This window comes from Micromonospora sp. NPDC005220 (genome assembly GCF_040607895.1).
In the GTDB taxonomy this organism is placed as follows: domain Bacteria; phylum Actinomycetota; class Actinomycetes; order Mycobacteriales; family Micromonosporaceae; genus Micromonospora.
The window spans coordinates 1-20,701 of the sequence record NZ_JBEXHP010000066.1; the positions used below are offsets into that span (position 1 = coordinate 1).

The following is a 20,701-nucleotide window of genomic DNA, read 5'->3' on the forward strand; positions in this document are numbered from 1 at the left end:
CGGGCCGGAGCGACTGGAGGCGTGGAAGCGCCTCGTCGACCTCGGCGACCACGTCGGCGTCACCGGCGAGGTGGCGAGCAGCCGGTAGTGGTAGCCGCGCAGGTCGTGCGCGGCGAAGCCCTCGCTGAGCAGTCGGGCGGCGTGGCTGGCGGTCTGGTTGAGCAGCCAGCTCGGGCTGGTGCTGAGCGCGGCGGGTGACTGCGGGGCCGCGTGATCCATAGGGTGCAGCCTACCAGGAATCGTTGGCGCGACCCACGATCGGGTGTTACGTTGGTGCGACCAACGTTGGGTCAGCCAACGTATTGAAGGAGGCGTCATGTCCACCATCCCCACCCTCAACGGCCAGGTCATCGGCCAGGCCCACTACGCCACCCGGGCCCTGCTCGAACGCGCCCTCGCTCCCCTCGGCGTCGAGTTCAACCAGCTGCTCGCGCTCAACGTCCTCGCCAACGGCCCGGTCGAACGAGCCCAGCTCACCCAGCGGATCACCAGCACGCTCAAGGTCGACGAGCAGGAGGTGCAGCGGGTGCTCGCCACCCTCGTCGACGCGAACCTCGCCCGGACCGACCCGGACGCCGCCACCCGACTACAGCTGACCGACGCGGGTCACGCCGTGCAGGCCCGCATCGCCGAGGCCACCGCGGGCATCAGCGCCCGCCTCTACGCGGACATCCCGACCGACGAGGCGAGCGCCGCCGCCCGGCTGCTGACCCTGGTCACCCAGCGGGCGAACGCCGAGCTCGCGGCGCTCCCGGCCTGACCGGCGACGATCGTGCCGAGCACGCCCGGACCCGGGCAGAACCTCCTGCTCGGTCAGAAGTAGTCGAGCAGTTGCGCCGGACCGCCGACGCCCAGCAGGTCGAGCGCGGCCGGGTCGACACCCGGGCTGTGGTGCAGCAGACCGGCCTGCGCGACCGAACGGGCCCGCGCCGCCCCGGCGTACAGCAGCGCGAAACCACGGACGTCCAGCCGCAGCTCCGCCTCGGCGTCGAGGCGGGTCAGCTCGGCGGCGCCGTCGGTCACTGCCAACCGCCAGGTGCCGGTGTTCCAGGTGGCGAGCGGGTCGGTGAGGTGAAAGTCGACGGCGCCCCGGGCGTGAGCGGGCCACCCCCGGGCGCTGACCGCCCGGACCACGTCCACCGGCCGGTGCATCCACAGGTGCCGCTCGTGCTCGCGGGCCGACTCCAACGGCAACTGGACGCTGACCGCGTCCCCGTCGAGCGGGCACAGCCGCAGGGTCGGCGCGACGCTGGCCCAACTGCCGAGCACACCGACGAGTTCCCGGGCGGCCTCGGCGGTGACGGCGAGGGCCTCGTCGACGGTGAGCACCGAGTCGGCCCCGTAGCCCCGGCCTCGCTGCCAGGTGGCGTAGCCCACGAGGTCGCCGTCGGCCTCGACGAGGGTGAGCCCGTCACCGGGCAAACCCTTGTCGGCGGCGAAGAAGTCGTACAGCTTCCCCCGGCGCGTCAGCATGCCGTTGCGGTGCCGGGTGACCTGCTCGTAGAGGTCGGCAACGGCGGCCAGATCGGCGGGTGAGCCGGCCCGCACGGTCAGGTGCGGGGCGGGCCGGTGCCGGGGCAGCGCGGCGGTCGCCAGATCGACGGTACGCAGCACCCCGGCGGCCTCCCACCCGCAGGCCCGGTACGGGGCGGCGACGGTCGGGTACAGGGCGCTGACCGCCGCCCCCCGCTCGCGGGCGCCGCGCAGCAGAGTGGTGAGCAGGGCACGGGCCACACCCCGGCCCCGGGCCTCGGGGGCGACGGCCACCCCGGCCACGTCGGCCGCCGGCACCGCCCGACCCGACCACCACTGGTCGTGGTGCCTGTCGACGGCCTTGCCGACGAGCCGACCGGCGTCGTCGAACGCGCCGTAGCGGGTCATGCCAGCAGGCGTGACAGCGGCGTGCACGGGGCGCTGCGGGTCGGAGCCGAACGCGAACCGGCCCAACTCCCAGGCGGCGTCGAGGTCATCGGCGGTGAGTTCACGAACGTGCACGGTGGCGAGCATCGGCACACCGTAGCGGGCCCACCCCCGGGGAAACCGCCGATTTCCCCGCCCCCCGCCCTCGCCCCCGCGCCGCCCTCCCCGCGCCGCCCTCCCCGCGCCGCCCTCCCCGCGCCGCCCCCGCGCCGTCGATCAAGGAGTTGTGGTGGGTGACAAAGCAGGTGTCATCGTCTCAATCCCGGCACCACAACTCCATGATCGACGCCGTCGGTGCGTGATCTTGCGGTTCCTGCGTCGACTTAGCGGGCATTCCAGGCAGATCGACGACTGAAAGTGCAAGATCGGCGCGAGCCCTGCCCCGCGGCTCAGTGCTGCGGGATGTTGGCCACGCCGATGCGCTTGCGGAACACCCAGTACGTCCAGCCCTGGTAGGCCAGCACCACCGGAGTGAAGATCACCGCCACCCAGGTCATGATCTTCAGGGTGTACGGGGTGGACGCGGCGTTGGTGGCCGTCAGCGTGCCGGCCGCGTCCAGGGTGGAAGGCAGCACGTTCGGGAACAGCGCCGCGAACAGGGTCGCCACGGCCAGGCCGATCGCCACGGCGGTGCCCGTGAAGGCCCAGCCCTCCCGTCGTACCCGGGCGGCGGCGACGCCACCGAGCAGGGCGAGGGCCGCGCCGACGGCGAGCACGACGGCGGCCACGCTGGAGCGGATGTTCAGCGTCCAGGTCAGGAACCCGACCGCGAGCACGGCGGCGCCGACACCCAGGCGCACCGCGAGGGCGCCCGCGCGTTCGCGGATGTCGCCGGTGGTCTTCAGGGCGAGGAACACCGCGCCGTGGGTGAGGAACAGGGCGAGCGTGGTCGCGCCGCCGAGCAGGGCGTACGGGTTGAGCAGGTCCAGCAGACCGCCGACGTACTCGTGGTCGGCGTCCAGTGGCACGCCGCGCAGGATGTTGGCGAAGGCGACGCCCCACAGGATCGCCGGCAGCAGCGAGCCGACCACGATGGCGGTGTCCCAGCGGCGCTTCCAGGACGCCTCGGGCCGCTTGTGGCGGTACTCGAAGGCCACGCCCCGGGCGATCAGGGCCAGCAGGATCAGCAGCAGCGGCAGGTAGAAGCCGGAGAAGAGGGTGGCGTACCACTCGGGGAACGCGGCGAACATGGCGCCACCGGCGGTGATCAGCCAGACCTCGTTGCCGTCCCAGACCGGGCCGATGGTGTTGATCAGGACACGGCGTTCGCGGTCGTTGCGGCCGAGCACGGGCAGCAGCATGCCGACGCCGAAGTCGAAGCCCTCCAGGATGAAGTAGCCCGTGAACAGCACGGCGACGAGGAGAAACCAGATGGTGGTCAGGTCCACGATGGGCTCCGGGATCAGTAGGCGAAGGCGAGCGGGCGCTCGGTGTCGTCGTGGGTGTCGTCGATGGGGTGCTCTTCGCTGACGTCGGGCACGCCGGCCTTGGCGTAGCGCAGCAGCAGCTTGACCTCGATCACGGCGAGGGTGGCGTAGATCAGCGTGAAGGCGGTGAACGAGGTGAGCACCTCGGCCAGCGAGACGCTGCGGGACACGCCGTTGCGGGTGAGCATCTCGCCGAAGACGATCCACGGCTGGCGGCCCATCTCGGTGAAGATCCAGCCGAAGGAGTTGGCCAGCAGCGGCAGCACCGGCATGGCCAGCCCGGCGCGCAGCAGCCACTTGCTGCTCGGGGTACGGCCCTTGCGCTGGCTCCAGAGCACCAGCAGCGCGATCGCGCCGGCCGCCATCCCGAAGGCGATCATGAAGCGGAAGCTCCAGTAGGTGACCGGGATGATCGGGGTGTAGCTGCCCGCGCCGTACTGGGTGGCGTACTGGGCCTGGAGGTCGTTGATGCCGTGCACGGTGCCGTTCGGGTCGCCGGTGCCCAGGTACGACAGCAGGTACGGGATCTTCAGGGCGAACACCTCGCGGCTGCCGTCCAGGCTGCCGATGGTGAGCACGGAGAACGAGGCGGGGCTCTCGGTGGTGTAGAGACCTTCGGCGGCGGCCATCTTCATGGGCTGCACGTCCGTCATGATCTTGCCCTGGATGTCGCCGGTGAACAGCACAGCCGCCGAGGCGACCAGCACCACCCAGGAGCCGAACTTCGTGGCGAAGCGGTACGCGCCGGTGTCGGCGGAGTCGCGGTTACGGATCACGTGGTAGAGGCCGACGGCCACGACCAGCGACCCGGCGACCAGGAACGAACCGGCCAGGGTGTGCGGGAAGGTGATCAGGGCGACCTTGTTGGTCAGCACGGCCGGGAAGTCGGTCAGCTCGGCGCGTCCGCTGTCCGGGTTGATCCGGTAGCCGACCGGGTTCTGCATGAACGAGTTCGCCGCAAGGATGAAGTACGCGGACAGGTTGGTGCCGATCGCGGCGGCCCAGATGCTGGCCAGGTGCGCCCGTTTGGGCAGCCGGTCCCAGCCGAAGATCCACAGGCCGATGAACGTGGATTCGAGGAAGAACGCGACGAGCGCCTCGATGGCCAGCGGGGCGCCGAAGATGTCGCCGACGAAGCGGGAGTAGTCGCTCCAGTTCATGCCGAACTGGAACTCCTGCACGATGCCGGTGACCACGCCCATGGCAAAGTTGATCAGGAACAGCTTGCCGTAGAACTTGGTGAGCTTGAGGTAACGCTCGTTGCCGGTGCGGTGCCACATCGTCTGCAGGATGGCCACCAGCACGGAGAGGCCGATGGTCAGCGGTACGAAGAGAAAGTGGTAGACGGTGGTGACACCGAACTGCCAGCGGGCAACGTCCAACGCGTCCACCTGAAACCCCCAGCCATCCGTACTACAAGACGTAGTAAATACTACTGCTCGTCGTAGAGAAAGAGCAGGGCCGGGTGGCCCGAAATGGGGCGGACCAATGACCCTGATCACCCGGGCAACCCGCCGACCCGCTCTCGCGGCCCCGCCGCCGCGTGCGACGATGGCGCGCTGATGAACACCTCCACCTGGCACCCGCCGCTGATCTGGCGCGCCGCCCTCCTGCTGACCCGGGGGCTGGTCGGCCTGCTCGCCCGCCTCGAGGTCACCGGCGACGTCCCGGCGCACCTGCGGCGCGGCCCGCTGGTGCTGGCCGCCAACCACATCAGCCCGTTCGACCCCTTGGTGATGGCCGCCGCCTGCCAGACCCGCGGCATCGCCCCGCGGATCATGGCGACCGCCGGACTGTTCCGGGTCCCGGTGTTCGGCGCCGCCATGCGCCACGCCGGGCATATCCGGGTCGACCGGGGCACCAGCGCCGTGCACCGGGCCCTCGACGATGCCGCCACCGCAGTCGCCCGCGGCTCGGTGATCCTCATCTACCCCGAGGGGCGCATCGGCCTGGGCCCCGGCCTGTGGCCCGAGCGCGGTAAGACCGGCGCCGCCCGACTCGCCCTGGCCTGCGGCGCCCCGGTCGTCCCGGTCGCCCAGTGGGGTTCGCACGAGGTGCTGCCCTACCAGGCGCCCCGGGGAATGCTGCGCGGCATCGCCCGCTCGCTGTGGCGCCGACCGGTGATCCGGGTGCACTTCGGCGCGCCCGTCGACCTGGGCGAGACGGCGGCCGCCAACGCCGGCGCGGCGTGCCGGGCCACCGACCGCATCATCGACGCGCTCACCGACACCCTCGCCCCGCTGCGCCCCGACGAGCCGGACGTGCCCCGCCACGTCGACCCCGGCCGCCCCACCGACCCCAGTCGCGCCCACCGCCGCCGCTCGGCCTGAGGCCAGCGCGCGACCGCCGAGGTTGCCGCGACGTCGGGGCTGCCGCGACGTCGGGGTGCGCCCTACCCGGACACCCGACATCGTGCCGGAAGCCGAGTCGGGGCACCGGGTGGAACGGTCTGCGGCGGGGCCCGCAGCGCCGAGTTCAGCCGGGCGCCGCACCCCCAACCACCCCACCCCCCAAACACCACCTCCGCGTCCTTTGCTCTGCACCCGCGGAGGCACCAGCTACAGACGGTGGCTGTCGCTTCCACGGGTGCAGAGCAAAGGACGAAGGACAGGCGTCCGGGGGTGGGGGCCGCGGGCCGGTCCGGGCGGGCGCGTGCGGCCGACGGGCGTGCCGACGTGGCGCCTGCCGCCACCGCGGACAGGGACACCCGCCGACCACGGCAACCACCCGTGCCGCATCCCCGACCTGACGGGCCTGATCTTCGCCGGCAGGCCACCCGCGCTCCACCGACGACAGGCATACTGCGTCGCGTGCTGACCCGACCCGGCTACCTCGACGCGCCCGCGCCGCTGGCGTTCGCCCACCGTGGCGGCGCCGCCGACGGCGACGAGAACACCACCGAGGCGTTCGCCCGGGCCATCGGGCTGGGCTACCGGTACGTGGAAACCGACGTGCACGCCACCTCGGACGGCGTAGCAGTGATCTTCCACGACCCGACGCTGCTGCGGGTCACCGGTGAGCCGGGGCGTATCGCCGACATGAGCTGGGCCGACCTCGCCTCGGTACGGGTCGGCGGTGCTGCCGTCGTACCCCGGCTCGACGAGGTGTTGGCCGCCTGGCCGCAGGTCCGCTTCAACATCGACGTGAAGGCCGACGGCGGCGTCGAACCGACGGTCTCGACCGTGACCCGGGCCGCCGCCGCCGAGCGGGTGCTGCTCGCCTCGTTCAGCGACGCCCGCCTGACCCGGATGCGCGCGCTCACCGAAGGGCGGGTCGCCACCAGCCTCGGCATGCGGGGCGTCGCCCGGCTACGCCTCGCCTCCCTGCACGGGCGTCCACTGCGGCTCCCCCCGTCGGTGGTCGCCGCGCAGGTGCCGCCCCGCTACGGGCGGGTGCCGGTGGTGGACCGCCGGTTCCTCGACTACTGCCACCGGATCGGCCTGCAGGTGCACGTCTGGACGATCGACGAACCCACCCAGATGCACGACTTACTGGATCGTGGCGTGGATGGCATCATGACCGATCACGTCGGCGTGCTGCGCGACGTCTACCGCAGCCGCGGCCACTGGGCCGCCTGAACCATTCCAAGGACCCCCGATGGCCGAGACCGTGACCCCCACGGTGGACGACACTCCGCCTCCCGCGAGCACCCGCCGGGAGCGCCGGGGCTGGTACATCTACGACTGGGCCAACTCCGCGTTCCAGACCACCGTGATCACCGTGTTCCTCGGCCCGTTCCTGACCACGGTCGCCGAGGTGGCGGCCGGCTGCGAGCTGGGCGCGGACTCGTGCGACGGCTTCGTGTACCCGCTCGGCATCAAGGTCGCCGCCGGGTCCTACTACCCGTACCTGATCTCGCTGTCGGTATTCCTCACCGTGTTCGTGTTGCCGGTCATCGGGGCGATCGCCGACCGGTCGGCGCACAAGAAGCGCCTGCTCGGCGGTGCCGCGTTCACCGGCGCCGGCGCCACCATCGCGATGGCGTTCGTCACCGGTGACCGCTACCTGCTCGGCGGGGCGCTCTTCCTGGTCGCCAACATCTCGTTCGGCGCGGCGATCGTGGTCTACAACTCGTTCCTGCCGCAGCTCGGCGGCCCCGACGAACGCGACGGCATCTCCAGTCGCGGGTGGGCGCTGGGCTACCTCGGCGGCGGTCTGCTGCTGGCGCTCAACCTGGTCGCGATCACCCTGCTCGACGACGGTGACAATCCGCAACGCACCCTGGACCTGGCCCGCTGGTCGATCGTGTCCGCCGGAGTCTGGTGGGCGCTGTTCACGCTGGTCCCGCTGCGGTGGCTGCGCGAGCGCCCGTCGGCGGCGGCACTGGCCGGCGGTGGCAACGTCCTCACCGACGGGTTCCGCCAACTCGGCCGCACCATCCGCGAGATCAAGGCGTACCCGTTGACGCTCTTCTTTCTGCTCGCGTTCCTGGTCTACAACGACGGCATCCAGACCGTCATCACCCTGGCCAGCCAGTACGGCACCGAGGAGCTGCGCCTGGAGCAGAGCACCCTGATCATCACCATTCTGCTGGTGCAGTTCCTCGCCTTCGGCGGCGCGTTGAGCCTCGGCGCGTTGGCCCGGCGCATCGGCGCCTGGAAGACCGTGCTGCTCAGCCTGGTGCTCTGGACCGGTGTGATCCTCGGCGCGTTCCGGCTGCCGGCCGAGGCGCCGGTGCCGTTCATGGTCCTCGGCGCGGCCATCGGCCTGGTCCTCGGCGGCAGCCAGGCGCTGAGCCGGTCGCTGTTCAGCCAGCTCATCCCGGCCGGGAAGGAAGGCGAGTACTACGGCTTCTACGAGATCAGCGACAAGGGCACCAGCTGGCTCGGCCCGCTCGCCTTCGGCCTGGTGTTTCAGCTCACCGCCTCGTACCGGGTGGGCCTGGTCTCACTGCTGATCTTCTTCGTGGTCGGGTTCCTGCTCCTCGCCGCCGTGCCGATCCGCCGCGCCATCGTGGCCGCGGGCAACACGCCACCGCGGGTGCTCTGAGCACGCGTCCCGGACCAGGCAAATCAGGGGCGGTCGATCGGCTAGGCTGCCCGACCGTGACTGACGACGCCCCCGCCGCACCGACCTGCCTGGCCCACCCGTTCCCCGGCCAGCCACACGCTCCGGCCGGGTGCGCGGCCGCGCGCGGGCTCGACGGGCGTCCGGTGCACGCGGCGGCGTTGAAGTTCTTCTGGGGGCCGATGGACTGCGGCAAATCCACCATGGCGTTGCAGATGAACTACAACCACGCCCGGCAGGGCCGGCGCGGGCTGGTCACCACCCGCATCGACAGGTCGCTGGGACCGCAGGTCACCACCCGTATCGGCCTGGCCCACGAGGCCATCGAGGTCACCGACGACCTGGACCTGCGGGCCCTGGTGCGCGGCCGGTGGGCCGACGGGGTACGCGTCGACTACCTGATCTGCGACGAGGCGTGCTTCTACACCGTCGAGCACGTCGAGCAGATGGCCGAGCTGGTGGACAGCTACGACGTCGACGTCTTCGCGTTCGGCCTGGCCACCGATTTCCGGTCACGCATGTTCCCCGCCGCGCAACGCCTGTTCGAGTTGGCCGACGAGGTGGCCCGCATCCAGGTCGAGGTGCTCTGCTGGTGCGGCCGCGAAGGGCTGCTCAACGCCCGGGTCGTCGATGGGCGGGTCGTCCGCGAGGGCGCCCAGGTCGTCATCGGCGACACCGTCGACACCGCGGAGGTGCGCTACCAGGTGCTCTGCCGCCGGCACTACCGCAGCGGCGACCTGGGCCCCCGCGACTGAGACGCCCGCCGTACCGTCACCCGGTCGGCCACGATCACCGCGACGGTCACCACCAACGCCGCCGCGGCCGGGGTGGCGGTCGGAGGCTCAGAAGGGGTCACCGCACACCCGCCAGTTTCCGTCCTCGCGGACCACCGGCAGGCGACGTTCCTCGCTGAGCCCGCCGTCGCGGGTCACCTTCACGGTCACCGTGCCCTGCGGCCGTCCGCTGCGGGTGGCGACCGACACGTCGGTGATCTCGTAGCCGGTGACCATCGGCGGCGTCCGCACCCAACTGGTGAAACCGATGGCGCTCCACCGGCTGCGCGCGTCCGCGCAGAGCCGCTCGTACGCCCGGTCGCTGTCGCCGAGGGTCACCTCGTTGAGGAAACCGTCGGCGGTCTCCCGGATCGGGCCGGCGGCCTGCCGGACGGTCTGCAGGTTCCAGGCACCCAACCCGGCTACCCCCACACAGCACAGCGCCACGCCGAACCCGGCGAACGCCAACCCGGTGCGCATCGGGCGGTGACGCCGGGCCGGTCGGCTCCACGACTGGCCCGCACCCACGACTACCGACCGTAGAGAATGCCGCCGCACCGAACCACGACAAGCGGGAAATCGAGTCCGGGGACTCACCCTGTTCGGACCGGCCCCGCATCGTCTACCGTCGGCGCACACCCCCGAGCAGTGCCAGGAGCCGATCGATGAGTCGCTTCGTGCAGCCGGTACCACCCCCCGTCGACCCGTACGCCGGTGATGGCCTGCTGCGGTCCTGGCTGGAGCGTCGCCTCGGTCCGGGCGGGCACGCGGCCGCGAAGGGTCGTCTCGCCGACCTGGCCGCCGACGTCACCGGGCCGCTGCGCGCGGCGCACGCCGACGCGGAGGCGCACCCGCCGACGCTGGTTCGCTACGACCCGTGGGGTGCCCGCATCGACCGGATCGACACCTCCGCCGGCTGGCAGGCGCAGCGCGCCGCCGCCGCCCGTCACGCCGTGTTCCCCGGTACGCGGTCGACTCACCGCTGGCCGACGGCGCGGCGCCGGGCGCGCCCGCGCCGGGTGTCACAGTGCACCGCCTCAAGGACAAGCTCGGCACCCGGACGCTGCCCACCGCCGAGATCGGCCTGCGCGACGCGTACGCCCTCCCGCTGGGTGATCCGGCGGTGCCCGGTCTGGTCCGGGCGATGACCCTGGTCGTGGTGACCCGGGTGCACAACGCGGCGGCGGCGGCCGGTGGGATGCGACGGGGTCTCGCCTACGCCCGCGCGTACGCCAACGTGCGGCACGTCGCCGGCGGCCCGCTGGCGTCGTCACCTTTGCACCGGGCCACCCTGGGCACCCTCGCGGTCGACGCGGCGGGGGCGTTCGTCCTCGCTGGGCACGCGTTCGCGCTGCTCGGGCGGGTGGAGGTCGGTGCCGACCCGGAGGCCGCCGCGGAGCTGCGCATCGTGGCGCCGTTGGCGAAGCTGGCCACCGGCCGGCTCGCCGTCAGCTCGGCCAGCGAGTACGTGGAGAGCTTCGGCGGGGCCGGCTACGTGGAGGACACCGGCGTTCCCCGGTTGCTGCGCGATGCCCAGGTGCTGCCGATCTGGGAGGGCACCACCAACGTGCTGGCTCTGGACGTTCTGCGGGCGCTGACCCGGGAGGACGCCGGCGCGCCGCTGGTGAGCCGGCTGGCCGCCGCCGTGGATCTGGCTCGGCCGCTGTCGCCGGTGCTGGCCGACACCCTGGCCACCGCCGCCACACAGTTGGCGGAGACGATCAGCGCGGTGACCCTCGACCCGGGTGCGCCGACGGTGCTCGCGGGCGCCCGTGGTCTGGCGTTGCGCCTGGCGTACGCGCTGACCACCGCGTTGCTCGTCGAGCACGCCGGGTGGGGCGACGAGCAGGCGGAGTTGGCCGCCCGGTTGTGGGCGCGTCGCTGGCTGCGGCACGAGGAGATCGCCGAGGACGCCCACCACCACCTGGATCTGCTCTGCTGAACGGCCGGTGCGAGCGGACGGGTGGGCGCGCATGTCGGTGCTGATCGAGCTGGGGGACGACCGGGGCGCGCCGCTGGACGAGCGCCGGCCACCGCCGCCGGTGTCCCGCCGTTGGCGGGTGGCGGCGCTGGTGGCGGCCTGTGCCCTGCTCGGCGGTGCCGCCCCGGCCGGGCGCCTGTCGCCGCAGGTCGGGCCGGTGGTGCCCGCCGGGGCGACGGTGCTGGGCGCGGGGCCGCTGCTGCTGGTCGTCGGCCCCGACCAGAGTCCGCCGACGCTGAGCGCCTACGACTCGGCCGCGCCGGGCGGCCCGCCGCGGTGGCGGGTCACCGTGTCGCCCGCCGCCGGGTGGTCCGCCGAGGTCGTCGGTGACCTGCTGCTGCTGGTGGAACGGGATCAGACGCGCGGGGCGCGAATGACCACCGCCCGGTCGATGCGTACCGGCCAGCCGGTGTGGCGGCGACCCGAGCGGGTGTACGCGGCCGGGGACGCGGCGGTCGCGGTGAGTGAGGTGCGCAGCGTCTCCGAACCGGGGCGGCGGGTCGAGGGCACCGTGCACGGCGTCGACCCGGCCACCGGCGCGACCCGGTGGTCGGTTCCGCTGCCCTCCACGGCGGTGCTGCGGGCGCTGCCCGGGCGGGTGCTGCTGGTGCAGGACGACGGGTTGGCCCGGCTGCTCGACGCCCGCGACGGCGTCGAGCGCGGGCGGGGACAGCTTCCGCCGGCCGACTACGGCCCGGACAACCCCCAGGTCGTCGGCGCGCACCTGGTGCTGCGCCACCCGATCGGCGGCGCGGTGGCGCTGACCGGGTACGACCTGCCGGGGCTGGCGCCGCGCTGGCGGACGCCGGTGCCGCCGGGCGAGTTGACGCTGCGGGCCTGTCAGGGCCTGATCTGCGGGCAGGACGAGCAGGGCCGCTGGGCGATCGACGCGGGCACCGGGGCGCGGGTGTGGTCGTGGCCGGCCGGTGCGCGCTGGCGCACGGTGGCGGGCCCCCGGGTGCCGGCGGAGCCGCTGGTGGTGCTGGGGTTGGCGGCGGACGGCAGGCGTGCCCTGGTGGCGACGGTGGGGCGCGACGGTCATCGGGTGTCCGCGGTGCTTCCGGCGGGTCTGACCGACTGCCGACGGGTGGGCACCGGGCTGATCTGCCGCGATGGCACCGCCCGTGTGACGTTCTGGCCGCTCGACGCTCCCTGATTTCGCGGTCAGCGCAGCGGTCCCCGGGCGACGGCGGCGCGCATCGTCGCCGCCTCGCCGGCCGGGACGAACTCCAACCACCAGGTGGCGCCGGCGGCGGCCAGCTCACCGACACCGACGGCCACGGTGGCCCGACCCGCGCTGAGGTGGTCGAGGGTGAGGACCTCCCGCGCCAACTTCGCCGGGCGACGGCGGGGCAGCGCGGTGACGGTGGTGCCCAGTCGCACCCGACCGGTGCGCCCGGCGACAGCGGCGAGGACCAGCCACGGGTCGTAGGTGAACGGATCGTCCCCGGAGTAGTGGATGAGGTAGTCCTCCAGGAACACGCCGTCCCAGCCGGCGCGCTCGGCCAACTCACCCAGCTCGACCACTGTGGACACCGAGACCGAGGCGCCGCCGCAGGAGATCTCCAGACCGTGTCTCATCCGCCGACCGTAGGGCGGGGGCCCGACACTCCGCGGCGAGTGGCGAGCGTGGCGGGAGTTGTCGGACCTCGGCGGCACACTGCCGGGATGACAGTTTCTGCCGACCTCGCGATGGTCAACCTCGACAGTTCCGATCCCGCTGGCCACGCCGCGTTCTACCACGAGGCGCTGGGCTGGGAGGTCACCCACAGCCAACCGGAGTACGCGATGATCAGCTCCGGTGGTGTCTCCATCGGCTTCGGTCTGGTCGAGGGTTACCGACCGCCCTCCTGGCCGGACCCGACCGGCGATCAGCGCTACCACCTCGATCTTTACGTCGACGACCTAGCGGCGGCTGAGGAGAAGTTCGTGGCGGCGGGCGCGTCGAAGCCGGCCTTTCAGCCCGGCGGTGAGCGGTGGGTGGTGCTGCTCGACCCGATCGGGCAGCCGTTCTGCATCTGCCCCCGCCCGCAGGGCTGACGCGGCGGGCGCTGCTCAGCCGCGACGACGCGATCGAGCCGCCCACACCGCGTAGGCCGGGTCGCGGTCGAGGTTGTGCCGGTCCCGGTCGTAGCGGCGGGTGGTGCGCGGGTCGGCGTGCCCCATGGCGTCCTGCACGTCCTCCAACGGCACGCCCTCGGAGCGGGCCGTGGTGGCGAAGGCGTGCCGCAGCGAGTGCGGGGACAGCTTCGCCCAGGCGGGGATGCCGGCGGCGCGGGCGAGCCGACGGACCATCCGGAACACCGAGTGCCGGTCCAGCCGGGCGCCGCTGGCGGTGACCAGCAGCGGGCCGGTGAGCTGCGCCACCGGCACGCCGGTGGCGGCGGCCCGCTGGGCCAGGTAGGCGTCCAGGGCGTACCCGGTGCCGGGGGTGAGGGCACGACGACGTTGTTTGCCGCCCTTGCCGACGAAGCGCACGCTGCGGTGGCCGCGTTCGGTGCCGAGGTCGGTCAGGTCCAGCGAGATCAGCTCCCCGACCCGCAGACCCAGATCGGCGAGGAGCGCGAGCGCAGCCCGGTTGCGGACGGCGGTCGGGCCGGTGTCCGCGTCGGCGGCGTTGAGCAGGGCGTCCACCTCCTCGGGGGTGAGCCCGACGGTGGCGGAGTGGTCCCGGTCGACGCGGGGGCGGTCGGCGCCGGAGACCGGGTTGGCCGGCACCGCGCCGAGTTTGACGAGGAAGTCGTACCAACTGGACAGCGCCGAGAGTCGACGCGCGACGGTCGCCGGGGTCAGTGGGCGCCCGCTGCGGGCGCCGACGCTGCTCTCCAACGCGCGGGCGTACTCGTTGACGTGCAGGAACGTTGCCCGCAGCGGGTCGAGGTCGCGGCCGGCGCACCAGCGCAGCCATCCGGTGACGTCACGCCGGTACGCGTCGCGGGTGTGCTCGGAGAGCCGCCGGTTGCGCAGCCACGCCTCGGTGACCTCGACCGGCCCGCTGGGCAGCGCCGGTGGCGCGGGCGGGCGGGCGAGCACCGGAGCGTCGGAGAACACCATGTGAAAAAGGCTCTCAGCCTCGGGTGGGATCGGCGTGCAGGCGCGCCGGTCCCACCCGTCACAGTGGCGGATCAGGCGTTGATCTCCCGGCGGGCGTCGCCGTTGGCCTTGATGGTCACCCGGCGGGGCTTGGCACGCTCGGCGACCGGGATGCGCAGCGTCAGCACCCCGTTCTCGTAGCCCGCCTCCAGCCTGTCGGCGTCCAGTGTGTCGCCGAGGAACAGCTGCCGGGTGAAGGTGCCCATCGGGCGTTCGGCGGCGACCAGTTCGACGCCGTCGCCGGTGGGCCGGCGACGTTCGGCGCGGACGGTGAGCACGTTGCGCTCGACGGTGCAGTCGATGCTGTCCGGGTCGACGCCGGGCAGGTCGAACGCCGCGTAGAAGTGGTCGCCGTCGCGGTAGGCGTCCAGGTGCATCGTCGCGGGACGGGCTGCCGTACCGAAGAACTGCTCGGCGAGCCGGTCGATCTCGCGGAACGGGTCGGTACGCATCAACATGGTCATGCCTCCTCGGCACTCCTGGCCGAAGGTGATGAGTTGAGCCGGGGTGACTCAACTTCCTCTTCTTATTTAGCGCGTCCGCGCGTCGACGTCAACTGCTCAGGGCAGCCGCTTTTCAAACCAGTGCTCGGCGTAGGGGCCCCGCGAGTATGCCGGGATCTCGGCGTACCCGTGCCGGGCGTACAGGGCGCGGGCCTCGACCAGGTCGTTGCGGGTGTCGAGTCGGATCCGGTCCGCCCCGGCCACGCGCGCTCGCTCCTCGACGGCGGCCAGCAGCACGGCACCCCCACCGGCACCCCGATGCTCGGGGCGGACGAACACCCGGGTCAGCTCGGCCCAGCCCGGTTGCCAGCGCAGCCCGGCGCAGCCGGCCAGGTCAGGGCCGTGGTGGGCGAGCAGGAGCAGCCCGCCCGGCGTGATCAGGTCGTCGCTGGGCAACTCGGCCAGGGCCGCGTCGACCTCGCCGGGCAGGGCCGGGCGACGGTGATAGCGAACCACCATCTCGGTCATGTACTCGCGCAGCAGGAGCGCCGCGTCGGGCTGGTCGGGCCGGCTGGTGCCGGTCGTCCAGGTGGGCCGGGCGGTGATGGTCACCTGTGGATCATCGCCGCCCGGTCAACGGCTTTATCCGGTCACGCGTCCGGTGTCGACGGCTCGCCGATCCCGGACGCGCGATGGCGATGTCGCGACGCCTACTGGCGGGGGCGGGGCAGCAGGGTGATCAGCGCGACCGCCACGGCCACGTGCGTCGCGCCGAGGGCGAGCTTGGCGCCGCCGGTGGCCTCGACGCTCAGCACGGGGACGAAGGACAGCAACGTCACGGCGACGGCCAGCGAGATCCAGACCGGTCGGGCGACCCGGGTGGCGAACCGTTCCAGCAGCGCCAGCGCCGCCCAGCCGAGCAGGGCGGCCGCCAGGGCGATCATGACGATCGCACCGGCCCCGATGACCGTGGCGGGTCGTCCCGGGCTCTCGACTGTGTAGTCGACTCCGGCCAGCGCGCCGATCGCCCAGATGGCCAGGGGTGCCACGACGGCGGCGGCGACGCCGAGGGCGCGGCGGCGCAGCGGTGAGGGGGCGGGGGTCGTGGCGGTGGCAGCGCTCATGACGGCTCCTCGTTCAGGGGAAACGAACGAGTACGACCGTAACAGATAGTCTTGTTCGGAACTATCTCTCTCAGAACTAACAGCCGGAGCGAGCCCCCGGGGCGTACGGGGAGGTGTTGGCCAGCGGTCCGCTCACCAGCGCCAGCAGCGCCCTGAGGAACACCTCCCGGTCCTGCTCCGGCAGGGTCGCGAGCAGGTCGTCCTGGATGCGCCGGACCACCTGTTGCGCCTGCCGCAGGACCTGCTCCCCCGCCGGAGTCACAGCGACCAGCCGGGCACGCCGATCCGTCGGCACCGGACGGCGCTCGGCCAGCCCGGCCCGCTCCAACTGGTCGAGCGTCACGACCATCGTGGTCTTGTCCACACCGCACCGCTCGCCGATCTCCCGCTGGGTCAGGTCACCGGTGCGGGCCTGCGCCAGCACGTAGTGCGCCCGCGGCGAGATGCCCAGCTCGGCCAGCCCTGCGGCGTGCTCGGTCTGCAGCGCGTGGCTCGCCCAGGAGAGCAGGAACAGCAGGTCCGGTGGGCCGTCGGCGGGCGTGCAGGAGGTCATGCGCCGAGGCTAGCAAGATCCTCCACGACGAGACGGTTCGCGCGGCTGACGATCAGAGCCGCTGGTAGATGCCGTGCTCGCGGGTCAGCAGCTGCTCGTCGATCAGGTACCGGCGCAGCGTCGCGTGATCCGACCCTCCCGCGGCGCACCACGGCTTGAGCGCGTCGTCGACGGCACGCTCCGGATAGTGGGTGCCCGGCTCGAACGACTGCTCGGCGATGTGCGCCAGCAGCACCCGCCGTCGGCCCCGCTGCGCCGGCAGCCCCACCAGGACGTCCCCCCGCAGGAAGGTCCGCAGCACCGGGTCGACGCCGGGTTCGGCGTCGACGGCTGGCCGGGCGTCGCGGGCGATCGCCCGCAGCGACGCGTCGTCGGCCGCGAGCGCCCCGTCCGCGTCGGTGACGAGACCCGCGTCGGCGAGCCGGCGGACCCCGGTGAGGACCACCCGCGTGGGCAGGCCGGCCCGCTCGGCGACGTCGGTCGCGCTGGTCGCGCCCAGCACGATCGCCGCGAAGATCCGTCGCCGTCCGTCGTCGGCCAGGGCTCCGGCAAGCGCATGCGCAGTCACGCCGGTCACCCTCGCATCAGAGGTACGCGGACCGCCAGGCGTTTTCCGGCCGGCTCAGGTGGTCTGCGGCCCGGCTCAGTCAGTGTCCGGCCCGCTCTGCGGCTGCTCGGCGACGAGCAGCACCCGGCGCAGCAGGTCGGAGAGGTGTCGCCGCTCGGTCGCGGTGAGCGCGCCGAGCAGGCGGTGCTCCTCCGCGCCCTGAACCTCCATCGCCCCGCGCCAGGCGGCCTGACCCGCCTCGGTGAGTTCCACGTCCACCCGTCGACGGTCGACTGTCGACGGAATCCGGCGTACGAAACCCCGCCGCAGCAGCGCGTCCACCCGCGCCGTAATCGAGGCGGGCGCCATCGCGAGATCCGCCGCAAGATCCGACGGCGCGGCTCGGCCTCGGCGGCCGGCCAGGGCGTGCAGGGTGTCGTACTCGTGGGCCGGTAGGTCGAGGTCGACCAGGACCCGCTCCTTGACCGAGCGCAGGTGCCGGGTCAGCCGGATCATCCTGGTCACCGCCCCCTCGACGTCCGCGTCGAGGTCGGGCACCACGGGCAGCCAGCGTTCGATATGCCGGTCGACGGCGTCCGGAGTGGTGGTCACCGCGCCAGCTTATCTCGGTACCAAAATATTCATTGTCGAAATATTCGATGTCGAAGTACGTTGTGCCCATGCCTCGTCCACTGCGCAACCACTCCTTCCGGCTGCTGTTCCTGGGTCGCACCGTCTCCGCTCTCGGCGACGCGGTGGTGCCCGCCGCGCTGGCGCTGGCCGTGCTCCGCGCCACCGGCTCCACCGGCGCGCTGGCCGTCGTCCTCGCCGCGGCGGTCGTTCCCCGGCTGGTCCTGCTGCCCCTCGGCGGTGTCGTGGCCGACCGGTTCGACGCCCGCCGGGTCGCCCTGCTGGCCGACCTGGTTCGCTGCGTGAGCCAACTCGCGGTCGGCGTGGAGTTGCTCGGCGGCGACCCGTCGCTGACCAGCGTGGTGGTGGCGTCCGCGCTCGGCGGCACCGCCTCGGCGTTCGCCATCCCGACGGCGTCTCCGCTGGTCGCCGGCACCGTCGAGGCGGCTGACCGGCAGCGGGCCAACGCCCTGATGGGGATCACCGCCAACACCAGCCGCCTCGCCGGGCCGGCGCTGGCCGGCGCGCTGATCTGGGCCGCCGGGCCCGGCTGGGCGTTCATCCTGGACGGCGCGTCGTTCGCGCTCAGCGCCGCGCTGCTCGCGCTGGTACGGGTCCGCCACGTGCCGGTGCCCCGCCGTTCCGTCCTCGCCGACCTGCGGCACGGCTTCGGCGAGGTACGTGCCCGCGACTGGTTCTGGACCAGCCTGCTCGGGCACGGCGCGTGGAACGGCGCGGCGGCCGTACTGATGACCCTCGGGCCGGCCGTCGCCATCGACCGCCTCGGCGGCGAGACGACCTGGGTGCTGCTGTTGCAGGCCGGCGCGATCGGGATGCTCGCCGGTTCGCTGCTGGCCGGGCGGGTCCGGCTACATCGGCCGGTGTTGCTGGCCAACCTCGGGCTGGCCTGCTACGCGGCCCCGCTGTTCCTGCTCGCCGTCGCCGCGCCCGCCCCGGCGGTGATCGCCGCGTACGCGGTGGCGCTGACCGCCCTCGGTTACCTCAACCCGGTGTGGGAGACAGTCGTGCAGCACCACTTCCCGCCGGAGGTCCTGGCCCGGGTCACCTCGTACGACTGGTTGGTGTCGCTGGGTGCCATGCCGCTGGGCTACGCGCTGGCGCCGTTGGCCGCCGACGCGTTCGGCGCTCCCGTTCCGCTCGCCGTCGCGGGCCTGCTGGTCCTCGCCTCCTGCGCGGGCACCGCGCTCGTTCCCGGCGTACGCCGACTCACCTGGCCGGCGACCCCGCAACCGCAGGCGCAGGCGGCGCAACCCGCCGGCGTCCGTTGATCGGGGCCGTACACGATCGCCCGCTGAAGGGCTCACGCAGGGCTGCTGTGACCGGGGCAGAGTGCGTCGCCGCACCCCACCCCGGATCGGATCAGAGTTCCCGGTAGTAGACGGCGATCGGCAGCGACGTGCAGCCCAGCGCTTCGTACAGGGCTCGGGCGGGCGCGTGGAATCCGTCCCCACCCGTGCCGATCGTGACGACCTCGGCGCCGAGGTCCCGCATCGCGGCGAACGCATGCTCGCACAGCACGGTGCCCGCGCCGAGCCGGCGGTGCTCCGCGGACACGGCGAGGATCGTGACGCTGGCACTTCGGCGCTCAGGCTCCACCGCCCAGGCCACGTAGCCGGCGATGGCGCCGTTGATCTCGGCGACCGCGACGTACCGGTGCTCGGCGGGGTCGTGGAGCCCGGCGACCTGCGTGACGTAGTCGTCGCGCCACCTGCCGTGCTGGTTGGTGAAGACGACCTCGCCGACGAGGGGGCGGAAAGAGTCCTCGTGGAACGGCCCGAACGTCTCGATGGTCAGTTCGGTGAGCCGGGTCAGGTCATGCTGAAGAAACGAGCGGATACGCATGTGAGTGTGCCCCTCGAGCTGAGGTTCTGAAAGCCAACAAATCAGGCATCAGATGGCCAACCAGCGGCCGGAACGGCGGCGAGCCGACCCTCAGTGGCGGGTACGCCAAGCGGCGAAGCAACTCATGGTCGGAATCCTACGGGGCGCAGCAACCGCATTAGCGGCCACAGAGCGCCTGCGAAGGCTGCGGGGACGAGATCTCAGAGGCACATTGCGTGGCGGCTGGGAACGCAATGTGCCTGCGGTGGGGCCATCTGCTGTCACGACGGCTGCGGTACCGAGCCCGGTAAGGCCAGCATGGGCCCTCGGGGTGGGGCTACCGGAAGCCGTCGGCGTCGCGGGCCATCGCGACGAAGCCACGCCACGATCGCGGGCTGAACGTCAGCGTCGCGCCGTCGCGGTCCTTCGTGTCACGGACGAGGACCACGCCCGGAAGGTTGTCGGCGACCTCAACACAGTTGCCGCCGTTGCCGCCGCTCCTCGTGCTCTTTCGCCACCGCGCACCGGTCATGTCCATGATGCCGCCGCTTCTCTGAGAAGTTCCAACGAACGCCCTCGGGGCAGGGCCTCGCCGCGAATACGCTCCCACCGTCGTTCCAGGCTAACAAGCTCCGACGTCTGATCGAGGATCTGCGCCTGTGCCGCGCTGTCGACGTGCGCGACCCGCGACCCGTCCGGCATGTCGGCGATGGTGAATGGCCCGTCGAGCCCGGGGTAGCTGGGCGCGTCCGCCGGGACGATGTGCAGCTGGATGGCGCCGGTCTCGGCGAAGCCGACCAGGCGCGCGAGCTGCGCCGCCATCAACGCCCGGTCGTCACCGACGCGCCGCCTCAGCACCCCCTCGTCGAGCACGGCGATCAGCAGTGGCCCGCCGCTGTGGCCGAGAATCGCCTGCCGGGCGATGCGCGCCTCGGCGAACTCGGCGACCGCCTCCGGCGACAGCACCCCACCGGCCAGGGTCGCCCGCGCGTACGCCTCGGTCTGGAGCAGCCCCGGCACCCACGTCAACTCGAACGACCGCAGCGTCACGGCCTCGCGTTCCAGGTCGACCCAGGGCCGGAACCACACCGGTTCGCGGCGGCGGACCACGTCCGGCCACAGCGCGTCGGCGTCCTTCGCGAGTAGGCCCGCGACCGTCGCACGATGGCGGCTCTGGGGAATGTGCCCCGGGTTCGCCCACCTGGCGACGGTCTTCGGGTGCACGCCGAGCTGACCTGCCAGGCTCTCGGCGGTGTGACCCGCCGCGGCCAGCGCTGCGACAAAGGCATGGTTCATGCCGTCCCTCCCGTGGAACAGATCCGCTGCGATGAAGAGGTTACGTAACGCTGTGTGTTTGTCCA

25 protein-coding genes and 1 pseudogene are annotated in these 20,701 nt (G+C 72.6%); 10 read left to right on the forward strand and 16 right to left on the reverse strand.

All coding sequences use genetic code 11. The features are described 5' to 3' along the window. Positions 1 to 219, reverse strand: a pseudogene (locus ABZU52_RS21965) (hypothetical protein); the annotation flags it as partial. 97 nt (positions 220 to 316) lie between these two features. Between ABZU52_RS21965 and ABZU52_RS21970 the strand changes: the two are divergent. Further along, positions 317 to 760 carry a hypothetical protein gene (locus ABZU52_RS21970; protein ID WP_354972860.1) on the forward strand — a complete coding sequence of 148 codons (444 nt, stop codon included), beginning with the start codon at positions 317 to 319 and terminating at the stop codon, positions 758 to 760. A 53-nt stretch (positions 761 to 813) separates the two neighbouring features. On the opposite strand, the gene ABZU52_RS21975 is transcribed toward ABZU52_RS21970, so the two are convergent. The 3 genes from ABZU52_RS21975 to ABZU52_RS21985 form a co-directional block, all read right to left on the reverse strand. Beyond that, complete coding sequence (locus ABZU52_RS21975) at positions 814 to 2,007, reverse strand: GNAT family N-acetyltransferase (RefSeq protein ID WP_354972861.1); 1,194 nt, start codon at positions 2,005 to 2,007, stop codon at positions 814 to 816. Between the two features lie 302 nt (positions 2,008 to 2,309). Continuing rightward, a complete protein-coding gene (gene cydB, locus ABZU52_RS21980) occupies positions 2,310 to 3,308 on the reverse strand; it encodes a cytochrome d ubiquinol oxidase subunit II (protein WP_354972862.1) in 999 nt (332 codons plus the stop codon). 14 nt (positions 3,309 to 3,322) lie between these two features. Then, positions 3,323 to 4,738, reverse strand: a complete 1,416-nt coding sequence (locus tag ABZU52_RS21985; RefSeq protein WP_354972863.1) for a cytochrome ubiquinol oxidase subunit I — start codon at positions 4,736 to 4,738, stop codon at positions 3,323 to 3,325. A 171-nt stretch (positions 4,739 to 4,909) separates the two neighbouring features. Here ABZU52_RS21985 and ABZU52_RS21990 point away from each other — a divergent pair, with 171 nt between their 5' ends. From ABZU52_RS21990 to ABZU52_RS22005, 4 genes are all read left to right on the forward strand, one after another. Then, positions 4,910 to 5,677, forward strand: coding sequence for a lysophospholipid acyltransferase family protein (locus ABZU52_RS21990; protein WP_354972864.1), 768 nt, complete (start codon positions 4,910 to 4,912; stop codon positions 5,675 to 5,677). 480 nt (positions 5,678 to 6,157) lie between these two features. Further along, positions 6,158 to 6,925 carry a glycerophosphodiester phosphodiesterase gene (locus ABZU52_RS21995; RefSeq protein WP_354972865.1) on the forward strand — a complete coding sequence of 256 codons (768 nt, stop codon included), beginning with the start codon at positions 6,158 to 6,160 and terminating at the stop codon, positions 6,923 to 6,925. A 19-nt stretch (positions 6,926 to 6,944) separates the two neighbouring features. After that, the gene (locus ABZU52_RS22000) at positions 6,945 to 8,336 is read left to right on the forward strand and encodes an MFS transporter (RefSeq protein WP_354972866.1); all 1,392 of its coding nucleotides are present in this window, start codon (positions 6,945 to 6,947) and stop codon (positions 8,334 to 8,336) included. A 164-nt stretch (positions 8,337 to 8,500) separates the two neighbouring features. Continuing rightward, positions 8,501 to 9,109 carry a thymidine kinase gene (locus ABZU52_RS22005; RefSeq protein ID WP_238688998.1) on the forward strand — a complete coding sequence of 203 codons (609 nt, stop codon included), beginning with the start codon at positions 8,501 to 8,503 and terminating at the stop codon, positions 9,107 to 9,109. An 87-nt stretch (positions 9,110 to 9,196) separates the two neighbouring features. Here the strand turns inward: ABZU52_RS22005 and ABZU52_RS22010 are convergent, their stop codons facing one another. Then, on the reverse strand, positions 9,197 to 9,607 hold the full coding sequence (locus ABZU52_RS22010) for a hypothetical protein (protein ID WP_354972894.1): 411 nt from the start codon (positions 9,605 to 9,607) through the stop codon (positions 9,197 to 9,199). Positions 9,608 to 9,792: 185 nt separating this feature from the next. On the opposite strand from ABZU52_RS22010, the gene ABZU52_RS22015 reads away from it, so the two are divergent. Genes ABZU52_RS22015 through ABZU52_RS22025 form a run of 3 tightly spaced genes read left to right on the forward strand, consistent with a single transcriptional unit; the run spans position 9,793 to position 12,264 of the window. Continuing rightward, the gene (locus tag ABZU52_RS22015) at positions 9,793 to 10,275 is read left to right on the forward strand and encodes a hypothetical protein (protein WP_354972867.1); all 483 of its coding nucleotides are present in this window, start codon (positions 9,793 to 9,795) and stop codon (positions 10,273 to 10,275) included. Continuing rightward, positions 10,272 to 11,069 (forward strand): acyl-CoA dehydrogenase family protein, encoded by a 798-nt coding sequence (locus ABZU52_RS22020; RefSeq protein ID WP_354972895.1) that lies wholly within the window; start codon positions 10,272 to 10,274, stop codon positions 11,067 to 11,069. Before ABZU52_RS22015 ends, ABZU52_RS22020 begins: the two co-directional genes overlap by 4 nt. 31 nt (positions 11,070 to 11,100) lie before the next feature. Further along, complete coding sequence (locus ABZU52_RS22025; RefSeq protein ID WP_354972868.1) at positions 11,101 to 12,264, forward strand: PQQ-binding-like beta-propeller repeat protein; 1,164 nt, start codon at positions 11,101 to 11,103, stop codon at positions 12,262 to 12,264. A gap of 8 nt (positions 12,265 to 12,272) precedes the next feature. Here ABZU52_RS22025 and ABZU52_RS22030 read toward each other — a convergent pair whose 3' ends face one another. Further along, complete coding sequence (locus ABZU52_RS22030; protein WP_354972869.1) at positions 12,273 to 12,689, reverse strand: LLM class flavin-dependent oxidoreductase; 417 nt, start codon at positions 12,687 to 12,689, stop codon at positions 12,273 to 12,275. Positions 12,690 to 12,776: 87 nt separating this feature from the next. On the opposite strand from ABZU52_RS22030, the gene ABZU52_RS22035 reads away from it, so the two are divergent. Further along, on the forward strand, positions 12,777 to 13,148 hold the full coding sequence (locus ABZU52_RS22035) for a VOC family protein (RefSeq protein ID WP_354972870.1): 372 nt from the start codon (positions 12,777 to 12,779) through the stop codon (positions 13,146 to 13,148). Positions 13,149 to 13,163: 15 nt separating this feature from the next. Here the strand turns inward: ABZU52_RS22035 and ABZU52_RS22040 are convergent, their stop codons facing one another. The 7 genes from ABZU52_RS22040 to ABZU52_RS22070 all read right to left on the reverse strand — a co-directional run bounded on the left by ABZU52_RS22040 (position 13,164) and on the right by ABZU52_RS22070 (position 17,480). Next, positions 13,164 to 14,162 (reverse strand): tyrosine-type recombinase/integrase, encoded by a 999-nt coding sequence (locus ABZU52_RS22040; RefSeq protein ID WP_354972871.1) that lies wholly within the window; start codon positions 14,160 to 14,162, stop codon positions 13,164 to 13,166. Positions 14,163 to 14,233: 71 nt separating this feature from the next. After that, a complete protein-coding gene (locus ABZU52_RS22045; RefSeq protein ID WP_354972896.1) occupies positions 14,234 to 14,659 on the reverse strand; it encodes an Hsp20/alpha crystallin family protein in 426 nt (141 codons plus the stop codon). A 102-nt stretch (positions 14,660 to 14,761) separates the two neighbouring features. Beyond that, complete coding sequence (locus ABZU52_RS22050; RefSeq protein WP_354972872.1) at positions 14,762 to 15,256, reverse strand: GNAT family N-acetyltransferase; 495 nt, start codon at positions 15,254 to 15,256, stop codon at positions 14,762 to 14,764. Between the two features lie 98 nt (positions 15,257 to 15,354). Further along, positions 15,355 to 15,768: a DUF6069 family protein gene (locus ABZU52_RS22055; RefSeq protein WP_354972873.1), complete on the reverse strand. Its 414-nt coding sequence runs from the start codon at positions 15,766 to 15,768 to the stop codon at positions 15,355 to 15,357. 76 nt (positions 15,769 to 15,844) lie between these two features. Continuing rightward, positions 15,845 to 16,321, reverse strand: a complete 477-nt coding sequence (locus ABZU52_RS22060; protein ID WP_354972874.1) for a MarR family winged helix-turn-helix transcriptional regulator — start codon at positions 16,319 to 16,321, stop codon at positions 15,845 to 15,847. Between the two features lie 52 nt (positions 16,322 to 16,373). Next, the gene (locus ABZU52_RS22065) at positions 16,374 to 16,889 is read right to left on the reverse strand and encodes a DUF2087 domain-containing protein (protein WP_354972875.1); all 516 of its coding nucleotides are present in this window, start codon (positions 16,887 to 16,889) and stop codon (positions 16,374 to 16,376) included. 75 nt (positions 16,890 to 16,964) lie between these two features. Next, entirely contained in the window at positions 16,965 to 17,480 is a 516-nt protein-coding gene (locus ABZU52_RS22070; RefSeq protein WP_354972876.1) for a MarR family transcriptional regulator, read from the reverse strand. Between the two features lie 68 nt (positions 17,481 to 17,548). Between ABZU52_RS22070 and ABZU52_RS22075 the strand changes: the two genes are divergently transcribed. Beyond that, positions 17,549 to 18,787, forward strand: coding sequence for an MFS transporter (locus tag ABZU52_RS22075; protein ID WP_354972877.1), 1,239 nt, complete (start codon positions 17,549 to 17,551; stop codon positions 18,785 to 18,787). Between the two features lie 91 nt (positions 18,788 to 18,878). On the opposite strand, the gene ABZU52_RS22080 is transcribed toward ABZU52_RS22075, so the two are convergent. The 3 genes from ABZU52_RS22080 to ABZU52_RS22090 all read right to left on the reverse strand — a co-directional run bounded on the left by ABZU52_RS22080 (position 18,879) and on the right by ABZU52_RS22090 (position 20,636). Further along, complete coding sequence (locus ABZU52_RS22080; protein WP_354972878.1) at positions 18,879 to 19,361, reverse strand: GNAT family N-acetyltransferase; 483 nt, start codon at positions 19,359 to 19,361, stop codon at positions 18,879 to 18,881. A 316-nt stretch (positions 19,362 to 19,677) separates the two neighbouring features. Beyond that, positions 19,678 to 19,878 carry a DUF397 domain-containing protein gene (locus ABZU52_RS22085; RefSeq protein WP_354972879.1) on the reverse strand — a complete coding sequence of 67 codons (201 nt, stop codon included), beginning with the start codon at positions 19,876 to 19,878 and terminating at the stop codon, positions 19,678 to 19,680. Further along, a complete protein-coding gene (locus tag ABZU52_RS22090) occupies positions 19,869 to 20,636 on the reverse strand; it encodes a DUF5753 domain-containing protein (RefSeq protein WP_354972880.1) in 768 nt (255 codons plus the stop codon). The genes ABZU52_RS22085 and ABZU52_RS22090 overlap by 10 nt, the downstream gene beginning before the upstream one ends. Between the last annotated feature and the right edge of the window lie 65 nt (positions 20,637 to 20,701).

Bases quoted from the DNA above. Each gene is read 5' to 3' on its own strand.
- ABZU52_RS22075 (WP_354972877.1), top strand. From the start codon at position 17,549: ATGCCTCGTCCACTGCGCAACCACTCCTTCCGGCTGCTGTTCCTGGGT.
- ABZU52_RS22015 (WP_354972867.1), top strand. From the start codon at position 9,793: ATGAGTCGCTTCGTGCAGCCGGTACCACCCCCCGTCGACCCGTACGCC.
- ABZU52_RS22035 (WP_354972870.1), top strand. From the start codon at position 12,777: ATGACAGTTTCTGCCGACCTCGCGATGGTCAACCTCGACAGTTCCGAT.
- ABZU52_RS22045 (WP_354972896.1), bottom strand. From the start codon at position 14,659: ATGTTGATGCGTACCGACCCGTTCCGCGAGATCGACCGGCTCGCCGAG.
- ABZU52_RS22055 (WP_354972873.1), bottom strand. From the start codon at position 15,768: ATGAGCGCTGCCACCGCCACGACCCCCGCCCCCTCACCGCTGCGCCGC.
- ABZU52_RS22025 (WP_354972868.1), top strand. From the start codon at position 11,101: ATGTCGGTGCTGATCGAGCTGGGGGACGACCGGGGCGCGCCGCTGGAC.
- ABZU52_RS21990 (WP_354972864.1), top strand. From the start codon at position 4,910: ATGAACACCTCCACCTGGCACCCGCCGCTGATCTGGCGCGCCGCCCTC.
- ABZU52_RS22000 (WP_354972866.1), top strand. From the start codon at position 6,945: ATGGCCGAGACCGTGACCCCCACGGTGGACGACACTCCGCCTCCCGCG.
- ABZU52_RS22030 (WP_354972869.1), bottom strand. From the start codon at position 12,689: ATGAGACACGGTCTGGAGATCTCCTGCGGCGGCGCCTCGGTCTCGGTG.
- ABZU52_RS22020 (WP_354972895.1), top strand. From the start codon at position 10,272: ATGACCCTGGTCGTGGTGACCCGGGTGCACAACGCGGCGGCGGCGGCC.
- ABZU52_RS22085 (WP_354972879.1), bottom strand. From the start codon at position 19,878: ATGGACATGACCGGTGCGCGGTGGCGAAAGAGCACGAGGAGCGGCGGC.
- ABZU52_RS22090 (WP_354972880.1), bottom strand. From the start codon at position 20,636: ATGAACCATGCCTTTGTCGCAGCGCTGGCCGCGGCGGGTCACACCGCC.
- ABZU52_RS22080 (WP_354972878.1), bottom strand. From the start codon at position 19,361: ATGCGTATCCGCTCGTTTCTTCAGCATGACCTGACCCGGCTCACCGAA.
- ABZU52_RS22010 (WP_354972894.1), bottom strand. From the start codon at position 9,607: ATGCGCACCGGGTTGGCGTTCGCCGGGTTCGGCGTGGCGCTGTGCTGT.
- ABZU52_RS22060 (WP_354972874.1), bottom strand. From the start codon at position 16,321: ATGACCTCCTGCACGCCCGCCGACGGCCCACCGGACCTGCTGTTCCTG.
- ABZU52_RS21975 (WP_354972861.1), bottom strand. From the start codon at position 2,007: ATGCTCGCCACCGTGCACGTTCGTGAACTCACCGCCGATGACCTCGAC.
- ABZU52_RS22040 (WP_354972871.1), bottom strand. From the start codon at position 14,162: ATGGTGTTCTCCGACGCTCCGGTGCTCGCCCGCCCGCCCGCGCCACCG.
- ABZU52_RS21970 (WP_354972860.1), top strand. From the start codon at position 317: ATGTCCACCATCCCCACCCTCAACGGCCAGGTCATCGGCCAGGCCCAC.